Annotated in this window: 18 protein-coding genes and 1 pseudogene; 8 read left to right on the top strand and 11 right to left on the bottom strand. The window is 71.8% G+C overall.

Translation table 11 applies throughout. The features are described from left to right. Positions 1-12 precede the first annotated feature (12 nt). From HCC61_RS08760 to HCC61_RS08745, 4 genes are all read right to left on the bottom strand, one after another. Positions 13-576, bottom strand: a complete 564-nt coding sequence (locus tag HCC61_RS08760) for a GNAT family N-acetyltransferase (protein ID WP_169134740.1) — start codon at positions 574-576, stop codon at positions 13-15. Between the two features lie 158 nt (positions 577-734). Next, positions 735-1,388: a bifunctional 4-hydroxy-2-oxoglutarate aldolase/2-dehydro-3-deoxy-phosphogluconate aldolase gene (locus HCC61_RS08755; RefSeq protein WP_169134739.1), complete on the bottom strand. Its 654-nt coding sequence runs from the start codon at positions 1,386-1,388 to the stop codon at positions 735-737. A gap of 69 nt (positions 1,389-1,457) precedes the next feature. Continuing rightward, positions 1,458-2,387, bottom strand: coding sequence for a sugar kinase (locus tag HCC61_RS08750; RefSeq protein WP_169134738.1), 930 nt, complete (start codon positions 2,385-2,387; stop codon positions 1,458-1,460). Positions 2,388-2,482: 95 nt separating this feature from the next. Further along, the gene (locus HCC61_RS08745) at positions 2,483-3,790 is read right to left on the bottom strand and encodes an ROK family transcriptional regulator (protein WP_169134737.1); all 1,308 of its coding nucleotides are present in this window, start codon (positions 3,788-3,790) and stop codon (positions 2,483-2,485) included. A 138-nt stretch (positions 3,791-3,928) separates the two neighbouring features. On the opposite strand from HCC61_RS08745, the gene HCC61_RS08740 reads away from it, so the two are divergent. The 5 genes from HCC61_RS08740 to HCC61_RS08720 all read left to right on the top strand — a co-directional run bounded on the left by HCC61_RS08740 (position 3,929) and on the right by HCC61_RS08720 (position 10,672). Further along, positions 3,929-5,248, top strand: a complete 1,320-nt coding sequence (locus HCC61_RS08740; protein WP_169134736.1) for a sugar ABC transporter substrate-binding protein — start codon at positions 3,929-3,931, stop codon at positions 5,246-5,248. A 9-nt stretch (positions 5,249-5,257) separates the two neighbouring features. Then, the gene (locus tag HCC61_RS08735) at positions 5,258-6,271 is read left to right on the top strand and encodes a sugar ABC transporter permease (RefSeq protein ID WP_169134735.1); all 1,014 of its coding nucleotides are present in this window, start codon (positions 5,258-5,260) and stop codon (positions 6,269-6,271) included. Beyond that, complete coding sequence (locus HCC61_RS08730; RefSeq protein ID WP_169134734.1) at positions 6,264-7,277, top strand: carbohydrate ABC transporter permease; 1,014 nt, start codon at positions 6,264-6,266, stop codon at positions 7,275-7,277. The genes HCC61_RS08735 and HCC61_RS08730 overlap by 8 nt, the downstream gene beginning before the upstream one ends. A gap of 398 nt (positions 7,278-7,675) precedes the next feature. After that, on the top strand, positions 7,676-9,061 hold the full coding sequence (locus HCC61_RS08725; RefSeq protein ID WP_346777098.1) for a GH1 family beta-glucosidase: 1,386 nt from the start codon (positions 7,676-7,678) through the stop codon (positions 9,059-9,061). 207 nt (positions 9,062-9,268) lie between these two features. After that, complete coding sequence (locus HCC61_RS08720) at positions 9,269-10,672, top strand: glycoside hydrolase family 30 beta sandwich domain-containing protein (RefSeq protein ID WP_346777138.1); 1,404 nt, start codon at positions 9,269-9,271, stop codon at positions 10,670-10,672. A 74-nt stretch (positions 10,673-10,746) separates the two neighbouring features. On the opposite strand, the gene HCC61_RS08715 is transcribed toward HCC61_RS08720, so the two are convergent. The 3 genes from HCC61_RS08715 to allB form a co-directional block, all read right to left on the bottom strand. Continuing rightward, the gene (locus HCC61_RS08715; RefSeq protein WP_169134731.1) at positions 10,747-11,175 is read right to left on the bottom strand and encodes a ribonuclease domain-containing protein; all 429 of its coding nucleotides are present in this window, start codon (positions 11,173-11,175) and stop codon (positions 10,747-10,749) included. Positions 11,176-11,237: 62 nt separating this feature from the next. Beyond that, entirely contained in the window at positions 11,238-12,452 is a 1,215-nt protein-coding gene (gene alc, locus HCC61_RS08710) for an allantoicase (RefSeq protein ID WP_169134730.1), read from the bottom strand. A 172-nt stretch (positions 12,453-12,624) separates the two neighbouring features. Beyond that, positions 12,625-14,010: an allantoinase AllB gene (gene allB, locus HCC61_RS08705; RefSeq protein ID WP_169134729.1), complete on the bottom strand. Its 1,386-nt coding sequence runs from the start codon at positions 14,008-14,010 to the stop codon at positions 12,625-12,627. A 269-nt stretch (positions 14,011-14,279) separates the two neighbouring features. Here allB and HCC61_RS08700 point away from each other — a divergent pair, with 269 nt between their 5' ends. Beyond that, positions 14,280-15,119: an IclR family transcriptional regulator gene (locus HCC61_RS08700; RefSeq protein WP_346777097.1), complete on the top strand. Its 840-nt coding sequence runs from the start codon at positions 14,280-14,282 to the stop codon at positions 15,117-15,119. A 49-nt stretch (positions 15,120-15,168) separates the two neighbouring features. Here the strand turns inward: HCC61_RS08700 and HCC61_RS30590 are convergent, their stop codons facing one another. The 3 genes and pseudogenes from HCC61_RS30590 to HCC61_RS08685 form a co-directional block, all read right to left on the bottom strand. Next, positions 15,169-15,720 (bottom strand): cellulose binding domain-containing protein, encoded by a 552-nt coding sequence (locus HCC61_RS30590; protein WP_240968826.1) that lies wholly within the window; start codon positions 15,718-15,720, stop codon positions 15,169-15,171. A gap of 326 nt (positions 15,721-16,046) precedes the next feature. Further along, positions 16,047-16,913: pseudogene (locus HCC61_RS08690) on the bottom strand (DUF1996 domain-containing protein); the annotation flags it as partial. A gap of 708 nt (positions 16,914-17,621) precedes the next feature. Continuing rightward, on the bottom strand, positions 17,622-17,957 hold the full coding sequence (locus HCC61_RS08685; RefSeq protein WP_346777096.1) for a DUF5955 family protein: 336 nt from the start codon (positions 17,955-17,957) through the stop codon (positions 17,622-17,624). 362 nt (positions 17,958-18,319) lie between these two features. Between HCC61_RS08685 and HCC61_RS08680 the strand changes: the two genes are divergently transcribed. Beyond that, a complete protein-coding gene (locus HCC61_RS08680; protein ID WP_169134724.1) occupies positions 18,320-18,964 on the top strand; it encodes a nucleotidyltransferase family protein in 645 nt (214 codons plus the stop codon). 450 nt (positions 18,965-19,414) lie between these two features. Further along, positions 19,415-21,043: a malate synthase A gene (gene aceB, locus HCC61_RS08675; protein WP_169134723.1), complete on the top strand. Its 1,629-nt coding sequence runs from the start codon at positions 19,415-19,417 to the stop codon at positions 21,041-21,043. Positions 21,044-21,158: 115 nt separating this feature from the next. Here the strand turns inward: aceB and HCC61_RS08670 are convergent, their stop codons facing one another. Then, entirely contained in the window at positions 21,159-22,091 is a 933-nt protein-coding gene (locus HCC61_RS08670) for an NAD-dependent epimerase/dehydratase family protein (protein ID WP_169134722.1), read from the bottom strand. Positions 22,092-22,113: the final 22 nt, after the last annotated feature.

Genomic DNA, 22,113 nt, shown 5'->3' with positions numbered 1-22,113 from the left:
TCCGCGTCCGCCTCAGCCGGGCGCCGGATGCTGTGCGGGCCTCTCCTGCTGCGGCGCGGGCCGCTCGCCGTCGGCCGGCGCCAGCTGCTTCACCATGAACGTGCAGGCGTCGGCGACCCGGTGGACGAGCCCCGCACTGTCCTCGTACGAACCGCAGTCGAGATACGGCGTCGACGGCCGGTAGCCGAGCCGCTTGTAGAGGTCCTGGGTGCGCGGGTTGTTCTTCTCCACGCCGACGCCGACGCTCGACCGGCCCCGCCGCAGCACGAGTTGCTCCGCCGCGTCGATGAGCGCCGTACCCACGCACTGGGAGCGCAGCGCCTCCGGCCACAGGCCGAGACCGGCGATCTCGGAGCAGTCCGGGTGCACGGCCCTGACCTCGGGTGCACGGCAGCCCTCCCAGAGGACTTCGCAGCTGCCGACCGGCCGTCCGTCCTCGCGCCAGGCGACGAGGAGAGTGCTGACGCCCTCGCTGTGACGCAGGAAGCGGGCGGCGTGATCGCAGGCAGCACCGGGGGCGGGCATGTGCTCGTCGAGCACTGCCACGTCCTCTTTGCGGCACTCCCTGATTTCCATTGCGCACAGACTAAGTTGCGCGTGTGCCCGTCGGGTGGGGGTTCCGGAGGCATGTGAGGCGGAACATGCGGGCCCCACGGCGCGGAGCTCGCATCCCGCCGGAGCGTGAGCGACCCGCTACGACCCGAACGCGGCGCCGGCCCTCCCGCGGGGTCCGCTCAACGGCCGCGCTTGCCCGCCGGCTTGGCGGCGCCGGCCTCCTCCAGCCGCTGGAGCAGAGCCGTCACACGCTTGGCGACCGCCTCCCTGTCGCCGTCGGTGAGCGCCGACCCCATGCCGCAGGCGACGGCTCCGGCGGCTATCCACTCCGGAGCGTTCTCCACGGTGACGCCTCCGGTCGGCATCAGCGGCGCCTGCGGCAGCGCCGCCCGTACGTCCTTGAGCCACGACGGGTCGTGCCCGGAGGCGGGGAAGAGCTTCAGCGCGTCGGCGCCCAGCTCCAGCGCCCGCACCATCTCGGAGGGCGTGGCGACGCCGGGGAAGACCGGCACCCCGTAGCGGTGTCCGGTGCTGATGACCTCCGCGTCCAGTGCGGGCGAGACGAGGAAGCGCGCTCCTGCCTCCACCGCGGCTCTCGCTGCGGAGGCGTCGAGCACCGTGCCGGCGCCTATGACGCAGTCCTCGTCGGTCTCGCGCCGCAGCGTGGCCACGGCGTCCAGCGCGTAGGGCGTGGTCAGTGAGATCTCCAGGCTGGTGATGCCGGCGGCGAGCAGGGTGTCGGCCATGGCCGTGACGCGCTCGTAGGTGTCGCTGCGGACGACGGCGAAGACACGCTGCTCGACGGCGGTACGGGTGATCTCCCATCGGTACACGGCAGTTCGCCGCCTCTCTTCTCGTCCCGTCTTCTCCCCAGTGCGCTTGCCCGGGGGACGCCGGAGGATTCAGCGGTGCACGGAGTCGGAGCCGTCGAGGAAGCCCGCCAGGGCGCGGTCGCGCGCCTGCGCCGTGGGCAGCCCCTCGGTGTCTCCCGGCGCCTGTACGACCAGTGCGGCGACGCATGCCGCCTCGGCGAGGGCGTCTTCGGACTTGCGGCCGCGCAGCCATGCCGAGAGCCAGCCCGCGGCGAACGCGTCGCCCGCGCCCACCGGGTCGCAGACCGGCACGTCGAAGGGCTCCTGCGTGCACTCGCCGTCCCTGCCGAGTGCCGACGCGGAGTGGTCGCGGCGCTTGACCACGACGGTACGGGCCCGCCCCAGCGTCAGCAGCGCCTTGGAGGTCTCCTCAACGCCGCCGCCCAGCAGCAGCTCCAGCTCGTCCTCCCCGGCGATGACGAGGTCGGCCTCCCGCAGCAGCGGCCCCACCGTACGGATCCACTCGTGCTCGGTGCCCAGCTTCCGCCGCACGTTCGGATCGAAGGAGACCGCGGCGCCGACCTGGCGGGCGCGCTCGACCAGGGCCCAAGTGGCCTGCGCCGCCGACTCGGAGATCATCGGCGTGATGCCCGAGACGTGCACGATCTGCGCCCCTTCCAGCATCTCCACGCGGATCTGGTCCGGGGAGAGATACGAGGCGGCGGAGCCCTCGCGGTAGTACTGCACGTCGATCACGCGCTCCGCGTGGCTGTCGCGCAGCAGCAGCCCGGTGGGCGCCGTGGGGTCCATCTCGGCGCCGGAGACGTCGACTCCGTCCGCGCGAAGCTCCCGCAGCACGGCCTCTCCGGCGGGGTCGTCGCCGACGCGTCCGATCCAGCGTGCCCAGTGGCCGAGGCGCGCGAGCCCCTGCGCGACATTGGACTCGGCGCCCGCGACGGAGCGGCGGAAGGAGGTCGCCCGGTCCAGCGGCATGCCGTGCTCGGCGAGCATAAGCAGCATCGCCTCACCGCATGTAATGGCCTCCGGTCCGTTTACCACCGGTTTCTCCCCACATCTGCCACCATGGCATCACTCTCTGTGGAGACGTTACCCGCTCACACGGACAATGCCACCCCTGGGGGCGGACTTCCTCCGGCGTCGAGGAAGCGGCGCAGCGGCAGCGTGGCCGCGCCGACGGTCACCGCGTCAGGGCCCAGCCTGCACAGTTCGACGGCCGTACGGGCCGCCGGGTACCGCAGAGCGTACGCGTCCGTGGCCGTGCGCACAGCGGGAAGCAGCTGTGGGCCCAGCAACAGTCCGGCCCAGCCGCCGATCACTATCCGCTCGGGGTTGAAGAGGTTGACCAGGTCTGCGATGCCCGCTCCGAGATACTCCGCGGTCTCCTCCAGCACGGCCGCGGCGATCCGGGCCCGGGCCCCCTCGCCCCGCCCGGTGGCCAGCAGTTCGGCCAGCGCGGACTCCTCGTCGCCGCTGCCGGGTTCGCCGCCGGCCTCACGCCATCGCGCGATGACGCCTCCCGCTCCGACGTACGCCTCCAGGCAGCCGCGTGCGCCGCAGCGGCAGGCGCGGCCGCCCACGGCGAGCACCGTGTGGCCCCACTCGCCGGCGCCGCTGGAGGCTCCGCCGTACGGTTCGCCGCCGGTCACCACACAGGCCCCGACGCCGGAGCCGATCAGCGCGATCACGGCGTCACGGGCTCCGCGGCCCGCGCCGAACCACATCTCGGCCTGCCCGAGGGTCTTGGCGCCGTTCCCGATGAGCAGGGGCACGGACCGTGCGCGGTGCCGCCCGGCGAGTGCGCCCACGGCGCCGCCCGGCGAGCCGTCGCCGTCCGCGAGCCCGGCGGATTCGCGCAGCATCTCCTCCAGGGGGACGGCGTCCCAGCCGACGGTCTGCCCGTGCACCAGCGCACCGCCGTGCGAGCGGCGCTCGACGATGCCGGGCACGCCGACGCCCACTCCGAGCAACGGCCCCGTGGACTCGCCGACCTGGGCCAGCACCGCGGCCAGGCCCTTCTCGATGAGCCGTACGACGAGCGAGACGTCGTGCCCGCCGTCGTCCAACGGCTGCTCGCTGCGGGCCACTTCGGTGAGCATCAGGTCGAACAGCTCGACGCGCACCCGCGTCTCGCCGACGTCGACTCCGACGAGACAGGCGCTCTGCCGCGCTACACGCAGTAGCGTACGGGGCCGGCCGCCGTCCGACCCGACGGAGCCGGCCTCCTCCAGCACGCCCTCCGCAAGGAGTTCGGTGACGACATTGCTTATCGACCCGGAGCTGAGACCGGTGGCCGGGCCCAACTCCTGCCTGCTGAGGGGCCCTTCGAAATAGAGCAGGCGGAGCACGGCCGCGCGGTTGCTCCGCCGCAGGTCGCGCACAGTGCGCCTGTCGTGTCCGCCCATCAGCCGCCCTCCCCGGCCAATCTACCTCTGTCAGAAGTCTTGACGCCCACTTCTCTCACTACTTAACTCACGCCGTGAAATTAATGGTTCGGACCATTCAGGGGCCGAACGCAGGAGCCTCGGGGAGGGGCCGTCGCCATGCGCAGAAGCCGGGCACGCAACGCAGCCGCCGTCACACTCGCCGCCGCACTCACCGCCGTCACCGCCGGCTGCGGCGGCGGCAGTTCGACGGACGGCGAGGGCAGCAACGACAAGCCGAAAGAGCTGACGTACTGGGCCAGCAACCAGGGCACCAGCATCGCCCACGACAAGAAGGTGCTGGGGCCTGAGCTGAAGCGCTTCGAGAAGCAGACCGGGATCAAGGTCAAGCTCGAAGTCATCCCGTGGGACAGCCTGCTGGACCGCATCCTCGGGGCCACGTCCTCCGGACAGGGCCCGGACGTACTCAACATCGGCAACACCTGGTCGGCCTCGCTCCAGGCGACGGGAGCGCTGCTGCCCTGGGACGACGCGCACATGAAGAAGGTCGGCGGCGCGAAGCGCTTCCAGCCCTCAGCGCTGGCGGCGGCCGGCGCGCCCCAGAAGGACCCGGCGGCCCTGCCGATCTACTCCCTCGCCTACGGCCTCTACTACAACAAGAAGATGTTCAAGGACGCGGGGATCGACGAACCCCCCGCCACCTGGGCCGAGTTGGTGAAGGACGGCAAGAAGCTCACGGGCGACGGGAAGTACGGAGTCGCCGTCGAGGGCGGCGACCCGGTCGAGAACTCGCACCACGCCTTCATCCTCGGCAAGCAGCACGGCCACGACTTCTTCGACCCCTCCGGCAAGCCGACGTTCGACTCGGACGGCGCCGTGAAGGCCGTCAAGCAGTACGTCGACCTGGTGGGCGGCGACAAGATCGCGCCGCCCGGCAACGCCGAGTACGCCAAGCGCGAGTCCGTACGCGACTTCGCCAAGGGCAAGGCCGGCATGCTGCTGTGGCAGGCGGCGGCCACGAGCCTGAAGTCCAACGGCATGAAGCCCGGCCAGTACGGCGTCGCGCCGGTGCCCGTGCAGGCGCCCGGCTCGGGCGAGAAGGGCACCAGGTCGATGGTCGCGGGCATCAACCTGGCGGTCTTCAAGAACTCCGACAACATCGACGGCTCGATGAAGTTCGCGAAGTTCATGACCTCCGACAAGGAGCAGCGGACGCTCAACGCCGCCTACGGCTCGATCCCGCCGGTGAAGGCCGCGCAGTCCGACAAGGCCTTCGACACCCCGGACCTGAAGGTGCTGCGCGAGGTGCTCGCCAGCTCCTCCGCGCCGCTTCCGCAGGTCCCGGACGAGTCGAAGTTCGAGACCCTCGTCGGCAACGCCATGAAGGACCTCTTCGCCGACGCCGCGGCCGGACGCAAGGTCACCGACGCGTCCGTGAAGAAGGAACTGTCCGCCGCGCAGCAGCAGATGCGGAAGTAGTACGGACCGATGACGACTCTCAGCCCCCCACCGGGAACGTCACGGCCCGCCGCCCCCACTGCGGACGCGGCCGGCGACGGTCCCTCACGCCCCCGGCGCAGGCGCATCCTCCCCGACCGCCTGCGCCGGGCCGGACTGCCGTATCTCCTGCTGCTGCCGGCGCTCGTCCTCGAACTCCTCATCCACATCGGGCCGATGGCCGTCGGCGTGATGATGAGCTTCAAGGAGCTGACGCAGCAGTACATCCGCAACTGGGGCGAGGCGCCGTGGGCCGGCGCGGACAACTTCCGCATCGCCGTGGACGTCAACGCCCCCGTCGGCGAGGCCCTGTTGCACTCGTTCCTCGTCACCTGCGCGTTCACGGTGCTGGCCGTGTCGCTCGCGTGGCTGCTGGGTGTGACCGCAGCGATCCTGATGCAGGAGTCCTTCCGCGGACGCGGCATACTGCGCGCGCTGTTCCTGACGCCGTACGCGCTGCCCGTCTACACCGCCGTCATCACCTGGTCCTTCCTGCTCCAGCGGGACGGCGGCATGGTCAACCACGTCATACACGACCAGTTGGGGCTCACCGACTCCGAGCCGTTCTGGCTCATCGGTGACAACAGCTTCACCGCGCTCGTCGTCGTCGCGGTGTGGCGCACCTGGCCGTTCGCCTTCCTGATCCTGATGGCCGCGCTTCAGAACATCCCGCGGGAGCTGTACGAGGCCGCGCAGGTCGACGGCGCGGGCATGTTGCAGCAGATCCGCCGGATCACGCTGCCGTCGCTGCGCCCGGTCAACCAGGTGCTGGTGCTGGTGCTGTTCCTGTGGACGTTCAACGACTTCAACGTGCCGTACATCCTCTTCGGCAAGTCGGCGCCCGAGGCGGCGGACCTGATCTCGATCCACATCTATCAAGCGTCCTTCGTCACCTGGGACTTCGGCTCCGGCTCGGCCATGTCCGTGCTGCTGCTGCTCTTCCTGCTGCTCGTGACGGGCGTGTATCTGCTGGTGACCGGCGCGGGGAGGAAGCGCGATGTCTGAAGCCACGACGACGGCCGCCCCCGCGGGCGGCACCCCGCAGTCAGGCGGGCCCGACGGCCCCTCGCCGGCGGCCGGTTCACCCGCCGGCGCGAAGGCGGGCGCACGACTGCGGACCGGCTCCGGCTCGGGGTTCAGGTCCGGGTCCGGCTCCCGCACGGTGTCCCCCTCGGCGCCGCCGGTCTCGTTCATCTGGACGCGGCGCATCGTGCTGACCCTGCTGACGCTGTTCGCGGCGACGCCGCTGCTGGTGATGGTCAGCAGCTCGCTCAAGCCGCTCGCGGACGTGACGGACCGCTTCAGGTGGATCCCCAGCGGCCTGACGATCAGTCCGTACGTGGACATCTGGAGCACCGTCCCGCTCGCGGACTACTTCGTCAACTCGCTGATCGTGGCGGGCTCGGCGACCGGCTGCTCCGTGCTGATCGCCACCTTCGCGGCGTACGCCGTCAGCCGCTACCGCTTCCGCGGCAAGCGCCTGTTCACGATCACGATCCTCTCGACGCAGATGTTCCCCGGCATCCTCTTCCTGCTGCCGCTGTTCCTCATCTTCGTCAACCTCGGCAACGCGACGGGCATCGCGCTGTACGGATCGCGCGGCGCGCTGATCGTCACCTACCTCACCTTCACCCTGCCGTTCTCCATCTGGATGCTGATCGGCTACTTCGACTCGATCCCCCGCGATCTGGACGAGGCGGCGCTCACCGACGGCTGCGGGCCGCTGGGCGCGCTGATGCGGGTGGTGGTGCCGGCCGCGGTGCCGGGGATCGTCGCCGTCGCCGTCTACTCCTTCATGACGGCGTGGGGCGAGGTCCTCTTCGCGTCCGTCATGACGAACGAGACCACCCGCACCCTCGCCATCGGGCTTCAGGGGTACGCCACGCAGACCCAGGTCTACTGGAACCAGGTCATGGCCGCCTCGCTCGTGGCGAGCGTGCCGATCGTGGCCGGATTCCTGCTGCTCCAGCGGTATCTCGTCACCGGCCTGACCGCGGGAGCCGTCAAGTGAACGGCTGAGGGCCGGGGTCGCCGACCGAGTCCTCGAAACCGGCCCGCCACCGTCCGGGCGGTCCACGTGAGCGGACCCGGCCGGCCGCACGTGATCACAACTCAAGTCACCTGGTGAGCAGGGCCGTCGGGCCCGCCGTACCCGGGCCGGGCACTGCCCGGGTACGGCGCGGGTACGGCGCGGGGGCCGTGCCGTCAGCCCGTCACGCCCTCGTGCGAAGCGGGTAAGTCCCGTTCCGCACCGGGCCGTTCCGTCACTGCCGTTCCGGCCCGTTTCGCCCCGTATGCCGACTGTCCGACGACTGCCGGCTGTTGCACCGAACGCAGATCGCACCGAAGTACCGATGCACCGAAGTACCCATGCACCGAATGCAGATCGCACCGAATGAAAGGAAGCCCGTGTCCGAAGCGACCGAAGCCTCCCCCGCCACCGCGGCACCGTTCGCACTGCCCGCCGATTTCCGCTGGGGCGTGGCCACCGCCTCGTACCAGATCGAGGGCGCCGCGTCCGAGGACGGCCGCGGCCCGTCCATCTGGGACGCGTTCTGCCGCATGCCGGGGAAGGTGGCCAACGGAGACAACGGGGACGTGGCCTGCGACCACTACCACCGGTGGCGCGAGGACATCGCGCTGATGAAGCAACTGGGCGTCGACGCCTACCGCTTCTCCATCGCGTGGCCGCGCATCGTGCCCGAGGGCGGCGGCGCGGTCAACGAGGCCGGACTGGCCTTCTACGACCGGCTGACCGACGCACTGCTGGAAGAGGGCATCACCCCCTTCCCGACCCTCTACCACTGGGATCTGCCGCAGGCCCAGCAGGAGCGCGGCGGCTGGCCGGTGCGCGAGACCGCGCAGCGCTTCGCCGCGTACTCCTCGCTCGTGGCCGACCGGCTCGGCGACCGCGTCAAGGACTGGGCCACCCTCAACGAGCCGCTGTGCTCGGCGTGGATCGGTCATCTGGAGGGCCACATGGCTCCCGGGATGACCGACATCGAGGCCGCCGTGCGCGCCTCGTACCACCTGCACCTGGGCCACGGGCTCGCGGTGCAGGCGATCCGGTCGGCGGTGCCGGGCGCCCGGGTCGGCATCGTCAACAACCTGACCCACTGCGAGCCCGCCTCCGAGAAGGAGGCCGACGTGGCCGCCGCGCGCCGGGCCGACGGCCACACCAACCGCTGGTGGATGGACCCGCTGCACGGACGCGGCTACCCGCAGGACATGCTGGAGCTGTACGGCGTCGAACTCCCCGAGCGGCCGGGCGACTTGGCGACCATCGCCGAACCGCTGGACTGGCTGGGCCTGAACTACTACTTCCGCAATCTCGTCGCCGACGACCCCACGGGCCCCCTCCCCCACGCCCGCCAGGTCGTCCCCGCGGGCGCCCGCCGCACCCACATGGACTGGGAGGTGCACTCGCCGGGGCTGACCAAGACGCTCGTGCGGATGACCGAGGACTACGGCGCGCGCTGCCTGTACGTCACCGAGAACGGCTCGGCCTACCCGGACGTGGTGGGCCCGGACGGACATGTCGACGACCCCGAGCGGGTGCGCTACCTCGACGAGCACCTGGCCGCCTGCGCCGACGCCGTCGATCAGGGCGTGCCGCTCGCCGGCTACTTCGCCTGGTCGCTGATGGACAACTTCGAGTGGGCCTACGGCTACGACAAGCGCTTCGGCCTCGTCCACGTCGACTATTCGACGCAGCGGCGGACGATCAAGAGCAGCGGCCACCGGTACGCGGACATCGTCCGCCGCCACCGGCGCCGCGGACGCCGCGCGGCGTAAGCCCCCGGCCCGCTTCCCGGCGGGTCCTGCCCGAGGCGGCGGCCTCGGGCAGGACCCGCCGGGAGACCACCGCACCAAGCCACGAAGCGCAGCCGCACCACGCACCACCGACCGCCACACACACGAAGGAGCCGCACCGTGACACACAGACGGAGAATCGCCGCGTCGGCGACCGCCCTCGCGCTGCTCGCCGGCACCAACGTCCTGGTGGGCGGCGAGTCCGCCGCCCATGCGGACGGCCACGGCTCCCCCGGTGGCGGGAGCGGCGGCCGGGCGGCCGCCGGCACCGCCCGGGTGTGGGTGACCACCGCGGACGGCGGGAAGCGGCTGGAGCGGGAACAGGACGTCTCCTTCGACGGCAGCAAGCAGGACATCGACGTGGCCGTCGACGCGTCCGCCAAGGGGCAGCAGTTCACGGGTGCGGGCGCCTCGATCACCGAGGCGTCGGCCCGGCTGATGTCCCGGCTCCCCGACGGGGAGCGGGAGAAGCTGATGAAGGGCCTGTTCTCCACGGACGGCGACGGGATCGGCCTCGACTACCTCCGGCAGCCGCTCGGCGGCTCGGACTTCGTCGCCGAACTCCCCTACTACAGCTACGAGGACGAGCACGGCGCCTTCTCCGTCGACCGCGACAAGAAGGAGATCCTGCCGCTGCTGCGCCAGGCCCTCGGCATCAATCCGGGAATCCGCGTGATGGGCACCCCGTGGTCCGCGCCCGCGTGGATGAAGGACAGCGGCAAGCTGGAGGGCGGCAGCCTCAAGCGGGAGAACTACGAGGCGTACGCGGACTATCTCGTCAAGGCGGTGCAGGCGTACGCCGATGAGGGCGTCACCGTCCAGGACCTGACCGCGCAGAACGAACCGCTCTTCGAGACGACGTACCCGTCGATGGGACTGCCCGCGGCCGACGAGGCGGACTTCCTGCGGATCCTGGACGAGAAGCTGACCGCGGCCGGTCTCGGCACGGAGCTGTTCGCCTACGACCACAACTGGGACAAGCCGGAGTACCCGCTCGAAGTCCTCGACAAGACCGCGGACATCGAGCGCGTGCAAGGTGCCGCGTTCCACTGCTACGGCGGTGAGCCCGAGGCGCAGCAGCAGGTGCGCGACGCGGGCGAACGGGTCTTCTTCACCGAGTGCTCCGGCACCGACAGCGACGAGCCCGCGAACACCTTCGCCGACAGCCTGAAGTGGCAGACGGAGAACCTGGTGGTGCGCAGCCTCCGCTCGGGGGCGGAGACCGTCGTGCTGTGGAACATGGCGCTCGACAAGAACGGCGGGCCGCACTTCGGCAACTGCGAGACCAAGTGCAACGGCGTCGTGGAGATCGACGGCGACAGCGTCACGAGGAACGCCGAGTTCTACTCGCTGGGCCACGTCTCCAAGTTCGTGGAGCGCGGTGCGCACCGCATCGGCTCCACGACGCAGCAGCCCGGCGGAGTCGAGGACGTCGTCTTCGAGAACCCTGACGGCTCCCGGGCCGCCGTCGTCCTCAACTCCGCCGGTTCCGCACGGAAGTTCTCCGTCACGGAGTCGGGTCACTCGCTGGCGTACGAGCTTCCGGCAGGCGCCGTCGCGACCTTCACCTGGCCCGCGGCGCCCGCCGGCTGACCGTGGCGGCCCCGGCCGACGTCGCCGCCGGCGAGCGGCGGCGTCGGCCGCTGAAGGTCAGCAGCTGAAGGAGGTCAGCAGCTGAAGTCGACCTTGTCGAACGACTCGTAGTGGTCGTCGGTGTAGTAGTCCTCCTGCTTCTCCTCACCGGTCACGATGCGCTTGGCTCCCCTGTCGGGGGAGCCGGGCGTCTCCACCGTGAACTCGTGGTAGTAGCCGGAGTCCTGGTCCGGGAGGATTCCCTCGCGGTTGTCGAAGACCGTCCCGTCCTGCGGGTACGGATAGGGGCCGCCCTTGTCGATGAGGTCGAGGGTCTCGTGGGCCTCCTTCGGCAGCTTCGTCTCGCAGATCTTGCCGACGTCCGCCGGCGCGGACGCGGCCGGAGCCGAGGCCTTCGGGGCGTCCGCGGTCGCCTGCGCGATCGCGGCGGGACCGCCGACGAGAAGGGTGAGGGACAGGGCGCTGAGGGCGCTTACGCGCGCGATTCGTGGGGGGATTCTCATACACCCATGCTGACGCGCGTAGATGACATGTCAACGCCAAGTGAGGGATTTTTCCCCGGCGTTCACGTACCGTCAGCCCGGCCCCGGTGGCGTTCGCCGAGGTCACGCGCCCCCTCCGCGGTGAGTGATCCGTACAGCCGCAGCCGCGAGATGCCGCCGTCGGGGAAGATGTCGAGCCGTGCCTCGGTGGCGGGAGGGGCGTCGTCGCCGAGCAGGAAGCGGTGCACGGTGTCGGGCTGGAGCCTTGTGCGGGGCAGCAGTTCACGCCATTCGCCGCCCCGGCCGCTCTCACCGCTCCGGCTGTTCCCGCCGCTCCCGCTGCCTCCGCTGCCGTTGCCTCCACCGGCGTCCCTGCCCCACAGGGCGACCCAGCCCGCGGCGTTCCCCTTGAGATATGCGGTGTCGATCTCGACCGCGCGGAGCACGGACTGCGCCGTCAGCGCGTAGTGGATCCAGTCGTTGCCGTCGTCGCGGCGGCGGCGGGTCTCCCAGCCGTCGTCCATCCGGTGCGAACGCCCCGGCAGGATCGTGTTGCCGGGCGGCGAGTAGAAGCGGTCGGAGGCGTCCAGCACGGCGCCGCCGTTCTCCAGCGCGACGACGTCGAAGGTGCCCAGGGCCGCCAACCACCCGGGATCCGGGGCGACTTCGCCGTATGCGCGCAGCCGTGCCACGCCGCCGTCGGGGTGCAGGTTGAGGCGCAGATGTGTGCAGCGGCGCCCGCCGTCGACGGTGAAGCCGTTCGCCGCGTGTCCCCCGACGGCGGTCTCCGGGACGAGGACGGTCCACTCGGTGCCGTCCGCGAGCAGCTCCTCCGGCGAGGGAGCGCCCGGCACGCACGCCGCCTCCACCGAGACCGCGCGCGGGTGGTTGCCGCGGAAGTGCGCGGTGTCGACGACGATTCCGCGTACGACGCCGGGTGCTCCCAGCCGTACGAGGGCCCAGTCGTGGTCGTCCGCGGCCGGGTGCGGGGCTTCGGAGCCGCTCCCGCGCCGGCGCCGCGTCTCCCAGCCGTCCATGATCTTGCCCTTGTGGCCGAAGCGTTCGGGATCGAACTCGGGGCGGCCGGGCTTGAGCAGGTTCTCGCGCTCGGCGAAGAACTCGTCGTTCGCGGCGACGACTCCGGCACCCAGGCGCCGGTCGGCCAGGTCGGCGAGGTGGGTGAAGGGAAGTGCGGCGGTGCGGTAGTCGGCGTACGGATCGCCGCCTCCGTACGGGCTCGCGTCGCCGGTGAAGCGCGCGGGGGCGGGCGCGGGCCGGTCGGGGTCAGTGGCCGTCATGCGGTGGGCCTCCGGGTGCTCTGGGTGTGTTCCGTCGTCCCGGCGGTCTCGCCGGTTCGGAGTCGGGTCCGGGTTCGGAGTCGGGTCCGGGTTCGGGGTCGGGTTCGGGGTCGGGTACGGATTCGGGGTCAGGTCGCTTGGTACGGGCGCGGGTCACGGATGCCGCGGTCCCTCATGGCGTTCCGGCGGCCCCGGCCCGCGTCCCGGTCCCCGCCCCGGCCCCGGTCCTCTGGAGGAGCCGTCCGGTCGCCGGACCCGGGCGGCCGTTCTCCGCGATCAGCCGCCCCCGCAGCCAGGTGGCCCGTACGACTCCGTGCAGCGTCCTGCCCGCGTACGCCGTGACCGGGTTGCGGTGTTGGAGCTCCGCCGGGTCGACGGTGAAGGTCTCCTCGGGCGCGAGCACGGCGAAGTCCGCGTCGTGGCCCGGCGCGACGGCGCCCTTGCGGCCGTCGAGCCCGGCGAGGCGGGCGGGCGCGGCCGACATCCAGCGCGCGACGTCGTCGAGCGTGTGCCCGCGGCCGCGGGCCTCGGACCACACGGCGGGCAGGCCGAGTTGGAGCGAGGAGATGCCTCCCCAGGCCGTACCGAAGTCGCCGTCCTTGAGGTCGGCGGTGCAGGGCGAGTGGTCGGAGACGACGCAGTCGATAGTGCCGTCGGCGAGGCCCTGCCACAGGACGTCCTGGTTGGCGCGTTCGCGGATGGGCGGGCAGCACTTGAACTCCGTTGCGCCGTCCGGGACTTCCTCTGCGGCGAGGGTCAGGAAGTGCGGACACGTCTCGGCGGTCAGCGCCACCCCCTCGCCGCGGGCGCGCGCGATGGCGGGCAGGGCGTCCGCGGAGGAGAGGTGCAGCACGTGCACTCTGGCGTCCAGCTTGCGGGCGAGAGCGATGAGCCGGTCGATCGCGTCGTTCTCGGCGGCACGCGGACGGGACGCGAGGAAGTCGGCGTAGGCGGCGCCGCCTCGCTGGGGCGCGGCCGCGAGCCGCCCCGGATCCTCGGCGTGGACGATCAGCAGCCCGCCGAAGCCGGTGATCTCGGTGAGCGCCGACTCCAGTTCGTCCGGGCCGAGTTGGGGGAACTCCTCGACGCCCGAGGGCGAGAGAAAGCACTTGAAGCCGAAGACGCCCGCGTCGTGCAGCGGACGCAGTTCGGAGACGTTGCCCGGCACGGCGCCGCCCCAGAAGCCGGTGTCGATGTGCGCCTGCGGCCGTGCCGTCTCCTGCTTCGTACGCAGATGGGCGGTGGTGGTGGTCGGCGGCAGGGAGTTGAGCGGCATGTCGAGGAGCGTGGTGATGCCGCCGGCCGCGGCGGCGCGGGTCGCGGTGGCGAAGCCCTCCCACTCGGTGCGGCCGGGGTCGTTGACGTGTACGTGTGTGTCCACGAGCCCCGGGAGCACCGCGTCGTCGCCCGCGTCGACGAGCCGCGCTCCGGCCGGCACCGGGGCGTCGTACGGGCCGACCTCGGTGATCCGTCCGTCCGCGACGCTCACCGACGCGGCGCGCGTACCCTCGGGTGTGACGACGCGTGACGAGCGCAGTACGAGTCGGACGCCGGGCACCTGACCACCCCTTCGTTTCAACAATCTGTTGACGCCAGATCCTCTTGGCAGATCTCCGCCCCGTCAAGACGTGAGCCATGGCGCATTCCGCAAAATGGAAGTACCATTCCGCCATGCAAAACGCTCTGGTGGGTCGCTCACGGGGCCCGGGTCCGCTCGTGCCCGGCGAACGCCCGGGGACCGCCCGGAGATCCGCGCCCTGAGCGGCCGCAGAGCCCGGTGATCCCATGCCGGTAGCATGCGCCCCACCCGCAGGAAAGGAACGCGACGTGCCGTCGTCCGACCGGCGAAACTCCGCCACCGCCGATCCCGCAGCCAGCGACGCCCCCGCCTCGACGGGACAGTCAACGGGACAGTCGGGAGGCGGCGTCCAGTCCCTGGAGCGCGCCTTCGACCTGCTGGAGCGGATGGCCGACGCGGGCGGCGAGGTCGGGCTGAGCGAGCTGTCCGGCAGCAGCGGACTGCCGCTCCCGACCATCCACCGCCTGATGCGCACCCTCGTCGCCTGCGGTTACGTACGCCAGCACCCGAACCGGCGCTATGCGCTCGGGCCGCGCCTCATCCGTCTCGGAGAGTCCTCCTCCCGGCTGCTGGGCACCTGGGCGCGTCCGTATCTGGCGCGGCTGGTCGAAGAGACCGGCGAGACCGCCAACATGGCGCTTCTCGACGGCGACGAGGTGGTCTACGTCGCGCAGGTGCCGTCCCGGCACTCGATGCGGATGTTCACGGAGGTCGGCCGGCGCGTGCTGCCGCACTCCACGGGCGTGGGCAAGGCGCTGCTCGCGGGCAGTTCGCCCGACGAGGTCCGCGCGGTGCTGGCCCGTACGGGGATGCCCGCGGCGACCGAGCGGACCATCACCACGCCGGAGGGCTTCCTCGCGGCGCTGGAGCACGTACGCGAGGCGGGCTACGCGATGGACGACAACGAGCAGGAGCTGGGCGTGCGCTGCATCGCCGTCTCGGTGCCCGACTCGCCCACGGCGGCGGCCATTTCGATCTCCGGGCCGGCGGGCAGGGTCACGGAGGCGGCCACGGACAAGTTCGTGCCGCTGATGCACGAGGTCGCGGAGCAGCTGTCGAGGGCGCTGGCGAGCAACGGCACGAGCTGACGGCGGGCGGCGCAGGGGACGCGCACGCGCGGCACGCGCCCATGCCGTGTCAGAGGACGTGACAGGTGAGGCGTGGTGCGGGACTTCCGCTTCCGGCGGCCCGGAGATCGAACGTCGTCGAAGCGCCCGCCGGAACCTCCGCATTGCCGCTGTTGTTCCGCACGGTGACGCTCGCGCCCGACTCCTGGAACCGGGCGTTCCGGCCCATGACCAGCCGCTGCCCGTCCGGCCACGTCCAGTCGATCCGCCAGCCGCGGAAGGGGACTTCGCCGGTGTTCGTGATCCGCACCGTCGCGTCGAAGCCCTCCGGCCGGCCGTCCACGTGCCAGACGGCCCGGCAACCGCAGTCGCCCGCGCCTTCGCCGGCACCGGACCCGGCGGGGGCGGACCTAGCGGGACCGCCGGAGGGCGGGCTCGTCTCCGTCTCCGTACCGTCAGGAGGCGCGCTCGTCCGCGCACTCCCCTCTCCGCCGGACCGCGGGCCGCCGGAGGCGCTGCCCGGGGGCGGCAGGGGCAGCCGGGCGTCGGGCACGGACCGGGAAGGCGGGGCGTCCTTGCGCTCGAACGGCCAGGCGCCGGTCTGCTGGAGCACCACCGTCATCGCCAGCAGCATCACCAGGACCGCGCCGGCTCCCGCGGGTACGGCACGCGCCAGCGCACGCAACGCACGCGTCAGCGCCCGGGAGTTCGGGCGGCGGCGCCTCGGCGCCCAGGATGATCCGTACTCGTCCACTCTCGACAACCTCTTTCGCGGTCGTGGAAGCCGGGCGGCGGGAGGCGGCGCGCAACGGCAGCCGCCTCCCGCCCTCATGGGGAGGCGCGGACAGAGGGAACGTGGCTCGCAGGACGCCGGTCCCGGGGGCGGGAGCCCGGCGCGGGTGCCCGGAGCAGGAGCCCGGCGCAGGAGCCCGGCGCGGGACTGCGCCGTCAGCCGCACCGCCTGCCGGAGTTGATGCAGTCCACGGCCTGGTTCATGAGGTCGTCCGTCATGACGTTGATGAAGTCACCGTGGTCGGTGACCGGCTTGTGCTTCTGCTCGGGGAAGCTGTCCACGGCGAAGTCGGGTGCGTCGGGGACGTCGTACGTCAATCGCTGGACCAGCTGCGGGACGGCCTTGAAGCCGCCGGGGCACGATCCGTCGGCCCCGGCGAAGGCCACGTGGGCCCGGTGGTCGGCGCTGTCGGTGTTCTTGCCGTCCCAGCAGCTCTGGAAGGACGCGGTCCGCACGACCCTGCTGCCGTCGGGGCAGATCGGATACTTGTCCTTGAGCTGGACCTTGTCCTCGAAACCGGTGCAGGACCAGGAGGCGTTGGCGTTGGCACCTCCGTTCGTGGAGGCCTTCGCGTCGCCGGTGATGATCCGCAGGAAGCGCGGCATGGCGACGACGTCGCCCCGGGGGCTTCCGCGGAAGGTGAGATCGACGCCGGCCGGTTCGATGACGGAGCCGACGTTGTCCTCGGCACCGCCGCCGGGCTTGTCCGCGTCCTCGCCCTGTCGCCTGCGGTCGCGGAGCACCGGCCAGTAGTAGGTGGACTGGTCGCCGTTGGTGCAGGTGGTGCCCTGCGCGGCGAGCGACTCGTCGGTCGAGCCGGCGTCTACCTGCTTGTTGCCGACGTAGTCGTGGGTGTGGTGTGCGCCGTTGCCCACGCCCGGAGCCACGATCACGTTGTCCGAGTTGTGCCGGCCCTCCGCGTTGGTGCCGCAGGACGAGGTGAAGGTGCCGGTCGAGGCGCCGGGGGCGTTCCCGGGCTTCCTGACGTTGTCCGGGACCTGCGTGATGTCGACGAAGTCGCTGCCGACCGGGGCGTCCTGCCCGGTGTGGCCGTGTGCGCCGCCTGCCTGCGCAGCCGGATGTCCGGTGTGCTGCCCGGCGTTGGCGGTCGCGCTGACGACTGCGACGCCGCCGCCGGAGAGCAGTAGCGCGACGGCCGCCGTGACGGCGTTGCGCCGGGTCTTGTTCCGTTTGTGAGCCCGCACTTGGGTCCTCGCTTCCGCGTGATGGCTGTTCCGATGAACCCGATGGACCGGACGGCCTGCCCCCGCGCTCTCATCGCTCCACCACGCTGGCCCGAACGGCTCGCCACGGGCCAGCAGTTCGGTCCCGGCGTCCGCTGTGCGTAAGGACTCGGACGGATTCCTTACATCCGTCTCTTCCGGGTTGCGGCGGCCAGGAGCCGGGCAGCCGGAAGCGCCCCGGGCGGGACTCGATTCGGCCCGCGCCCTTTGCGGGCGTACGGGAAGCGGGGAACGGCGCGACGGCGGCGGCGACTCGGGACGGCGCACGCGGGGACCGGCGGCGGGCTCCCGGCTGGGAACCCCGGCTCGCTTCAGCGGAGGGGTGCCAGGAGACGTCCGTACGGAACCGGCCGGAGGCCGGAGAAGCCCGAGGCCGGAGAAGCCCGAGGCCGGAGAGGCCGGAACCGGTGAACTTCCGTGGTCGGCCCGCGGGTTCGCCCGTCAGCCGACGGTCAGCCGCCCGTCAGCGGACCTCTCGGCCTACCGTCAGTTGACGCGCCGGAAGCCCGACGGCTCACCGAAGAGCTCGATCGCGTTCCGCAAGCTGGAGAGCGCTTCCGCGAGGGCGCTCACCGAGCCGACGGCGGCGACGATGAGCAGCAGGGAATGACGCAGGCCTTCGGCCGCGGGCGCGCCCCCGGCGACCTGGGTGTCGAGCGCGTCGAGCTCGTCCTCGGCGGCTTGCCTGTCGTGCAACCGGGCGGGGTAGGCGTCCAGTTCGGCCCTGAGCCGGGCCACGGAGGCGCTCAGACCGGCGACGCGCGGATCCTCCGCGCCGTCCGCCACTCGTATCGCACGCTGCCCCACAGCATCGCTTCGCACCACGGTTCTCCCCCACAGAGATGATGCCGTTCGTCGCTCCCCCACAGGACCGAAGGCGACCGGCCCGACCAAGTAAACGCCACTCTCCGCATATCGCGCCACACGGAGGGCGAAATTAGGGGCGCGCAACGTCAACTTCGCAACGCCTTGCACGGCTCGTACACAATCGGGCGAAATAGAGGCCCGGCATACGGCGCGCACGTACAGGCGTACAGGACGGGCGCAAGAGGACAGCGTACGGATCCGTCCTGCGGGACGGCACCCGCCGGACACTGCCGGGAACACGGAAGACGAACGAGAACGACGAGCGGGACGAACGAGAACACCGGGACGACCGAGATGACGACCGAGATGAGGTCCGCATGACGACCTGGCGGGACGAGGCGGAAGGCCCGGCCGCCCCCGCGGTGGCCGGGCTGCTGCTGGCCGCAGGCGGCGGGCGCCGCCTGGGCGGGCGGCCCAAGGCGATGCTGCCGCTGCGCGGACGGCCGCTGGTCGAGCACGCCGTGCGCACCCTGCGCGCCGGCGGCTGCGACCGCGTGCACGTGGTGCTCGGCGCCGCCGCGGGCCAGGTGCGGGCGCGGGCCGAACTCTCGGGCTGCACCGTGCTGGACAACCCGTACTGGGAGTCGGGCATGGGCTCCTCGCTGCGGCTCGGCCTGGACTCCCTCACCGGTACGGGCACGGACGCCGCGCTGATCCTGCTCGTCGACCAGCCGGGGGTCGGCACCGGCGCGGTCGTACGCGTGCGCTCCGCCTGCCGCTCCACTGCGACGCTCGCCTCCGCCTCGTACGAGGGGCGCCGGGGGCATCCCGTCCTGTTCGGGGCGGACCACTGGGCGGGGGTCGCGAAGGGCGCGGAGGGCGACCAGGGAGCGCGGGCGTATCTGCGCGCGCGGGAGGACGAGATCGTGCTGGTCGAGTGCGGTGACATCGCAGACCCTGCCGACATCGACACCCCTGAGGACCTGGAACGGCTCAAGCGCCGCACCGAATCGGGCTCTTGAAACCTCGGAGCCCGTGCGCCGCCGCGCCCCGTCTCAACCGGATCCGGCGGGCCGCCGCTTGGCCCGGTCCGCCCCGCCGCGGAAGTTTGCCCCCGTACGGCCGCGGAACCCAGCCGTTCATCTCCACCGTCCCGCCCGCCCGTTACACCCGCCCGTCCCGCCTGCCCGTTACGGCTGCCCGTTACGGCTGCCCGTTACGGCTGCCCGTTACGGCTGGCACTCCGGGCCAGGCACCGCGGGGCCACGGAGACAAGAGATGTCTCGACATCGACAGACTCTTGATTGTTCCACTATGAGGAAACTAGTATCCACTGTTCAGAAGGTTCTGCGCCTCCCGGCGGGAGACCGGAGCCCTGACACGAGCGCCGCCCGGCCAGCGGCACTCCGTGCCGGTAAGCACGCGATCCGGCGGCCGTGACCGCACGCCGCCGCCCTTAAGGAGTGACCACCATGCCCGCAGGAGCGCCCTCCGCCGTCGAAATCGTCGATGCGACTCCCGTGGAGCGCCAGGAGGAGGTGCTGACCGGGGAGGCTCTGGACTTCCTGACGGCCCTCCACCGCCGGTTCACGCCCGTCCGCGACGAGTTGACGGCACAGCGCGCGGAGCGGCGGGCGGAGATCGCCCGCACCTCGTCCCTGGACTTCCTCCCCGACACCGCGCACATCCGGGACGGCGACTGGCGGGTGGCCGACTGCCCGGAGGCGTTGCAGGACCGCCGTGTGGAGATCACCGGCCCCACCGACCGCAAGATGACCGTCAACGCGTGCAACTCCGGCGCCAAGGTGTGGCTCGCCGACTTCGAGGACGCCTCCGCGCCGACGTGGGAGAACGTCGTCGGCGGTCAGCTCAATCTGATCTCCGCCTATGAGCGCACCATCGACTTCACCGACGAGAACTCCGGCAAGTCCTATGCGCTGGGCCCGGCCGAGAAGATGCCGGCCGTCGTGATGCGCCCACGCGGCTGGCACCTCGACGAGCGTCATCTGCGCGTGGACGGAGAGCAAGTGCCGGGCGCACTCGTCGACTTCGGCCTCTACTTCTTCCACAACGCCCGGCGGCTCCTCGACTTGGGCAAGGGCCCGTACTTCTATCTGCCCAAGCTCGAATCGCACCTCGAAGCGCGGCTGTGGAACGAGATCTTCGTCTTCGCCCAGGACTACTGCGGCATCCCGCAGGGCACCGTCCGCGCCACGGTGCTGATCGAGACGATCACCGCCGCGTACGAGATGGAGGAGATCCTCTACGAACTGCGCGACCACGCCTCGGGGCTGAACGCCGGACGCTGGGACTACCTCTTCTCCATCGTCAAGAACTTCCGTGACGCGGGGGCGAAGTTCGTCCTGCCCGACCGCAACTCCGTGACGATGACGGCCCCGTTCATGCGCGCGTACACCGAACTGCTCGTGCGCACCTGCCACAAGCGCGGCGCCCACGCGATCGGCGGCATGGCCGCCTTCATCCCCAACCGCCGCGACCCGGAGGCCAACGAGCAGGCCCTGGCGAAGGTCCGGGCCGACAAGGACCGCGAGGCCGCGGACGGCTTCGACGGCTCCTGGGTCGCCCACCCCGACCTGGTGCCCGTCGCGCAGGAGTCGTTCGACGCGGTGCTCGGCGACCGCCCGAACCAGAAGGAGCGGCTGCGCGAGGACGTCGACGTCACGGCCGCCGAACTGCTCGCCGTCGACTCGACCGGCGCCAGGCCGACGTACGCGGGCCTGCGCAACGCCGTCCAGGTCGGCACCCGTTACATCGAGGCGTGGCTGCGCGGCATGGGCGCCGTGGCCATCTTCGGCCTCATGGAGGACGCCGCGACCGCGGAGATCTCGCGTTCGCAGATCTGGCAGTGGGTCGACGCGGGCGTGGTGCTGCCCGACGCGCCGGAGGGCGAGGTCCGCGTCACGCCGGAGCTGGTGCGGCGGGTCGCCGACGAGGATCTGGCGCAGCTGCGCGAGGAGTTGGGCGAGGAGACCTTCGCGGCCGGAGAGTGGCGGCGGGCGCACGATCTGCTGCTGCGGGTCGCGCTCGACGAGAAGTACGAGGAGTTCCTGACGCTGCCGGCGTACGAACTCCTGGGCTGACGCGGGCTTCCGGGTAGACGGGCGGCGGCGCCCGTCGCGGAGCCGGTCCCGGCCGTCCCGGTGGTGGTCGGGGGCGTCCCGGTGGTGGCCGGAGCCGGTCGGGGGCGCGGCGCGTTCACGTGCGGTAGTACGACTCTCCGCGGAGGTCGTCGAGCCACGTGGGGCGCGTCGGCGTCCAGCCGAAGCGCTCCCTGGTGAGCCGCGCGGACGCGGGCCCGTCCGTCGACCAGAAGCCGCCGAGGAATCCGAGATGGCGGCCGATGTCCGACCGGGGTACGGAGATCGCGGGGACGCCGGTGCCGGCCGCGATCGCCTCGGCGACCTCGCGGATCGGCACGCCCTCCTCGGCGACGGCGTGCAGGACGGAGCCGGCAGGAGCGGACTCTGCGCCGAGCCGGAACAGTACGGCCGCGTCGTCGCGGTGGACCGCGGGCCAACGGTTGGCTCCGTCTTCGGCATACGCCGAGGCGCCCGCCTTCCTGGCGGCGGCGACCGCGGCGGCGGTGAATCCGTTGTCGCCGGTGCCGTGCGTGGCCGGCGGAAGACGCACGACGCTCGACCGGATCCCGTGGTCCGCGAGGGAGAGGACGTACCGCGCGGTGGCGGACCGGTCCCCGCCGCCGCTGACCGGCCCGGCCGTCTCGTGTTCGCCGCGGCCGTCCCGCTCGGTGGCGACGACGCCGGGACCGACGCCGACGACGCCGAGCACGCCCGACGCGATCACGAGCGCCTTGCCCGTACCGGAGAGCCGCTCCGCGAACACGTCGATCACGGCACGGTCGTCGCGCGCCGCCCGGCCGTAGTCGCCCGCGAACGCGATGTCGTGCTTGAAGCCCAGGTGGACGACCGCGTCCGCGGCCGCCGCCGCGTCGCCGAGCACGCCGAGGTCGTCCAGCGACCCCGGCACGACCTCGGCCCCGGCCGACCGCAGAGCGGCCGCGGACCGGTCCGAGCGGGCGAGCGCCGCGACCGTATGACCGTGCGCGAGCAGATCCGGTACGAGGCCGGAACCGACCCATCCGGACGCACCGGTGACGAAGACGCGCATGGGCTCCTCCTGTCGCATCCTG

The organism is Streptomyces sp. HNM0575, assembly GCF_012726265.1.
Taxonomy (GTDB): Bacteria; Actinomycetota; Actinomycetes; order Streptomycetales; family Streptomycetaceae; genus Streptomyces.
Note: the sequence above shows the minus strand (reverse complement) of the source record. Positions and strands in the feature narration are given on the sequence as shown.

Excerpts from the sequence above, each read along its gene's own strand:
- HCC61_RS08735 (WP_169134735.1), top strand. The coding sequence starts at position 5,258 with ATGACGACTCTCAGCCCCCCACCGGGAACGTCACGGCCCGCCGCCCCC.
- HCC61_RS08745 (WP_169134737.1), bottom strand. The coding sequence starts at position 3,790 with ATGGGCGGACACGACAGGCGCACTGTGCGCGACCTGCGGCGGAGCAAC.
- HCC61_RS08740 (WP_169134736.1), top strand. The coding sequence starts at position 3,929 with ATGCGCAGAAGCCGGGCACGCAACGCAGCCGCCGTCACACTCGCCGCC.
- HCC61_RS08670 (WP_169134722.1), bottom strand. The coding sequence starts at position 22,091 with ATGCGCGTCTTCGTCACCGGTGCGTCCGGATGGGTCGGTTCCGGCCTC.
- HCC61_RS08730 (WP_169134734.1), top strand. The coding sequence starts at position 6,264 with ATGTCTGAAGCCACGACGACGGCCGCCCCCGCGGGCGGCACCCCGCAG.
- HCC61_RS08680 (WP_169134724.1), top strand. The coding sequence starts at position 18,320 with ATGACGACCTGGCGGGACGAGGCGGAAGGCCCGGCCGCCCCCGCGGTG.
- alc (WP_169134730.1), bottom strand. The coding sequence starts at position 12,452 with ATGACGGCCACTGACCCCGACCGGCCCGCGCCCGCCCCCGCGCGCTTC.
- HCC61_RS30590 (WP_240968826.1), bottom strand. The coding sequence starts at position 15,720 with ATGACGGTGGTGCTCCAGCAGACCGGCGCCTGGCCGTTCGAGCGCAAG.
- HCC61_RS08750 (WP_169134738.1), bottom strand. The coding sequence starts at position 2,387 with ATGCTGCTTATGCTCGCCGAGCACGGCATGCCGCTGGACCGGGCGACC.
- HCC61_RS08760 (WP_169134740.1), bottom strand. The coding sequence starts at position 576 with ATGGAAATCAGGGAGTGCCGCAAAGAGGACGTGGCAGTGCTCGACGAG.
- aceB (WP_169134723.1), top strand. The coding sequence starts at position 19,415 with ATGCCCGCAGGAGCGCCCTCCGCCGTCGAAATCGTCGATGCGACTCCC.
- HCC61_RS08715 (WP_169134731.1), bottom strand. The coding sequence starts at position 11,175 with ATGAGAATCCCCCCACGAATCGCGCGCGTAAGCGCCCTCAGCGCCCTG.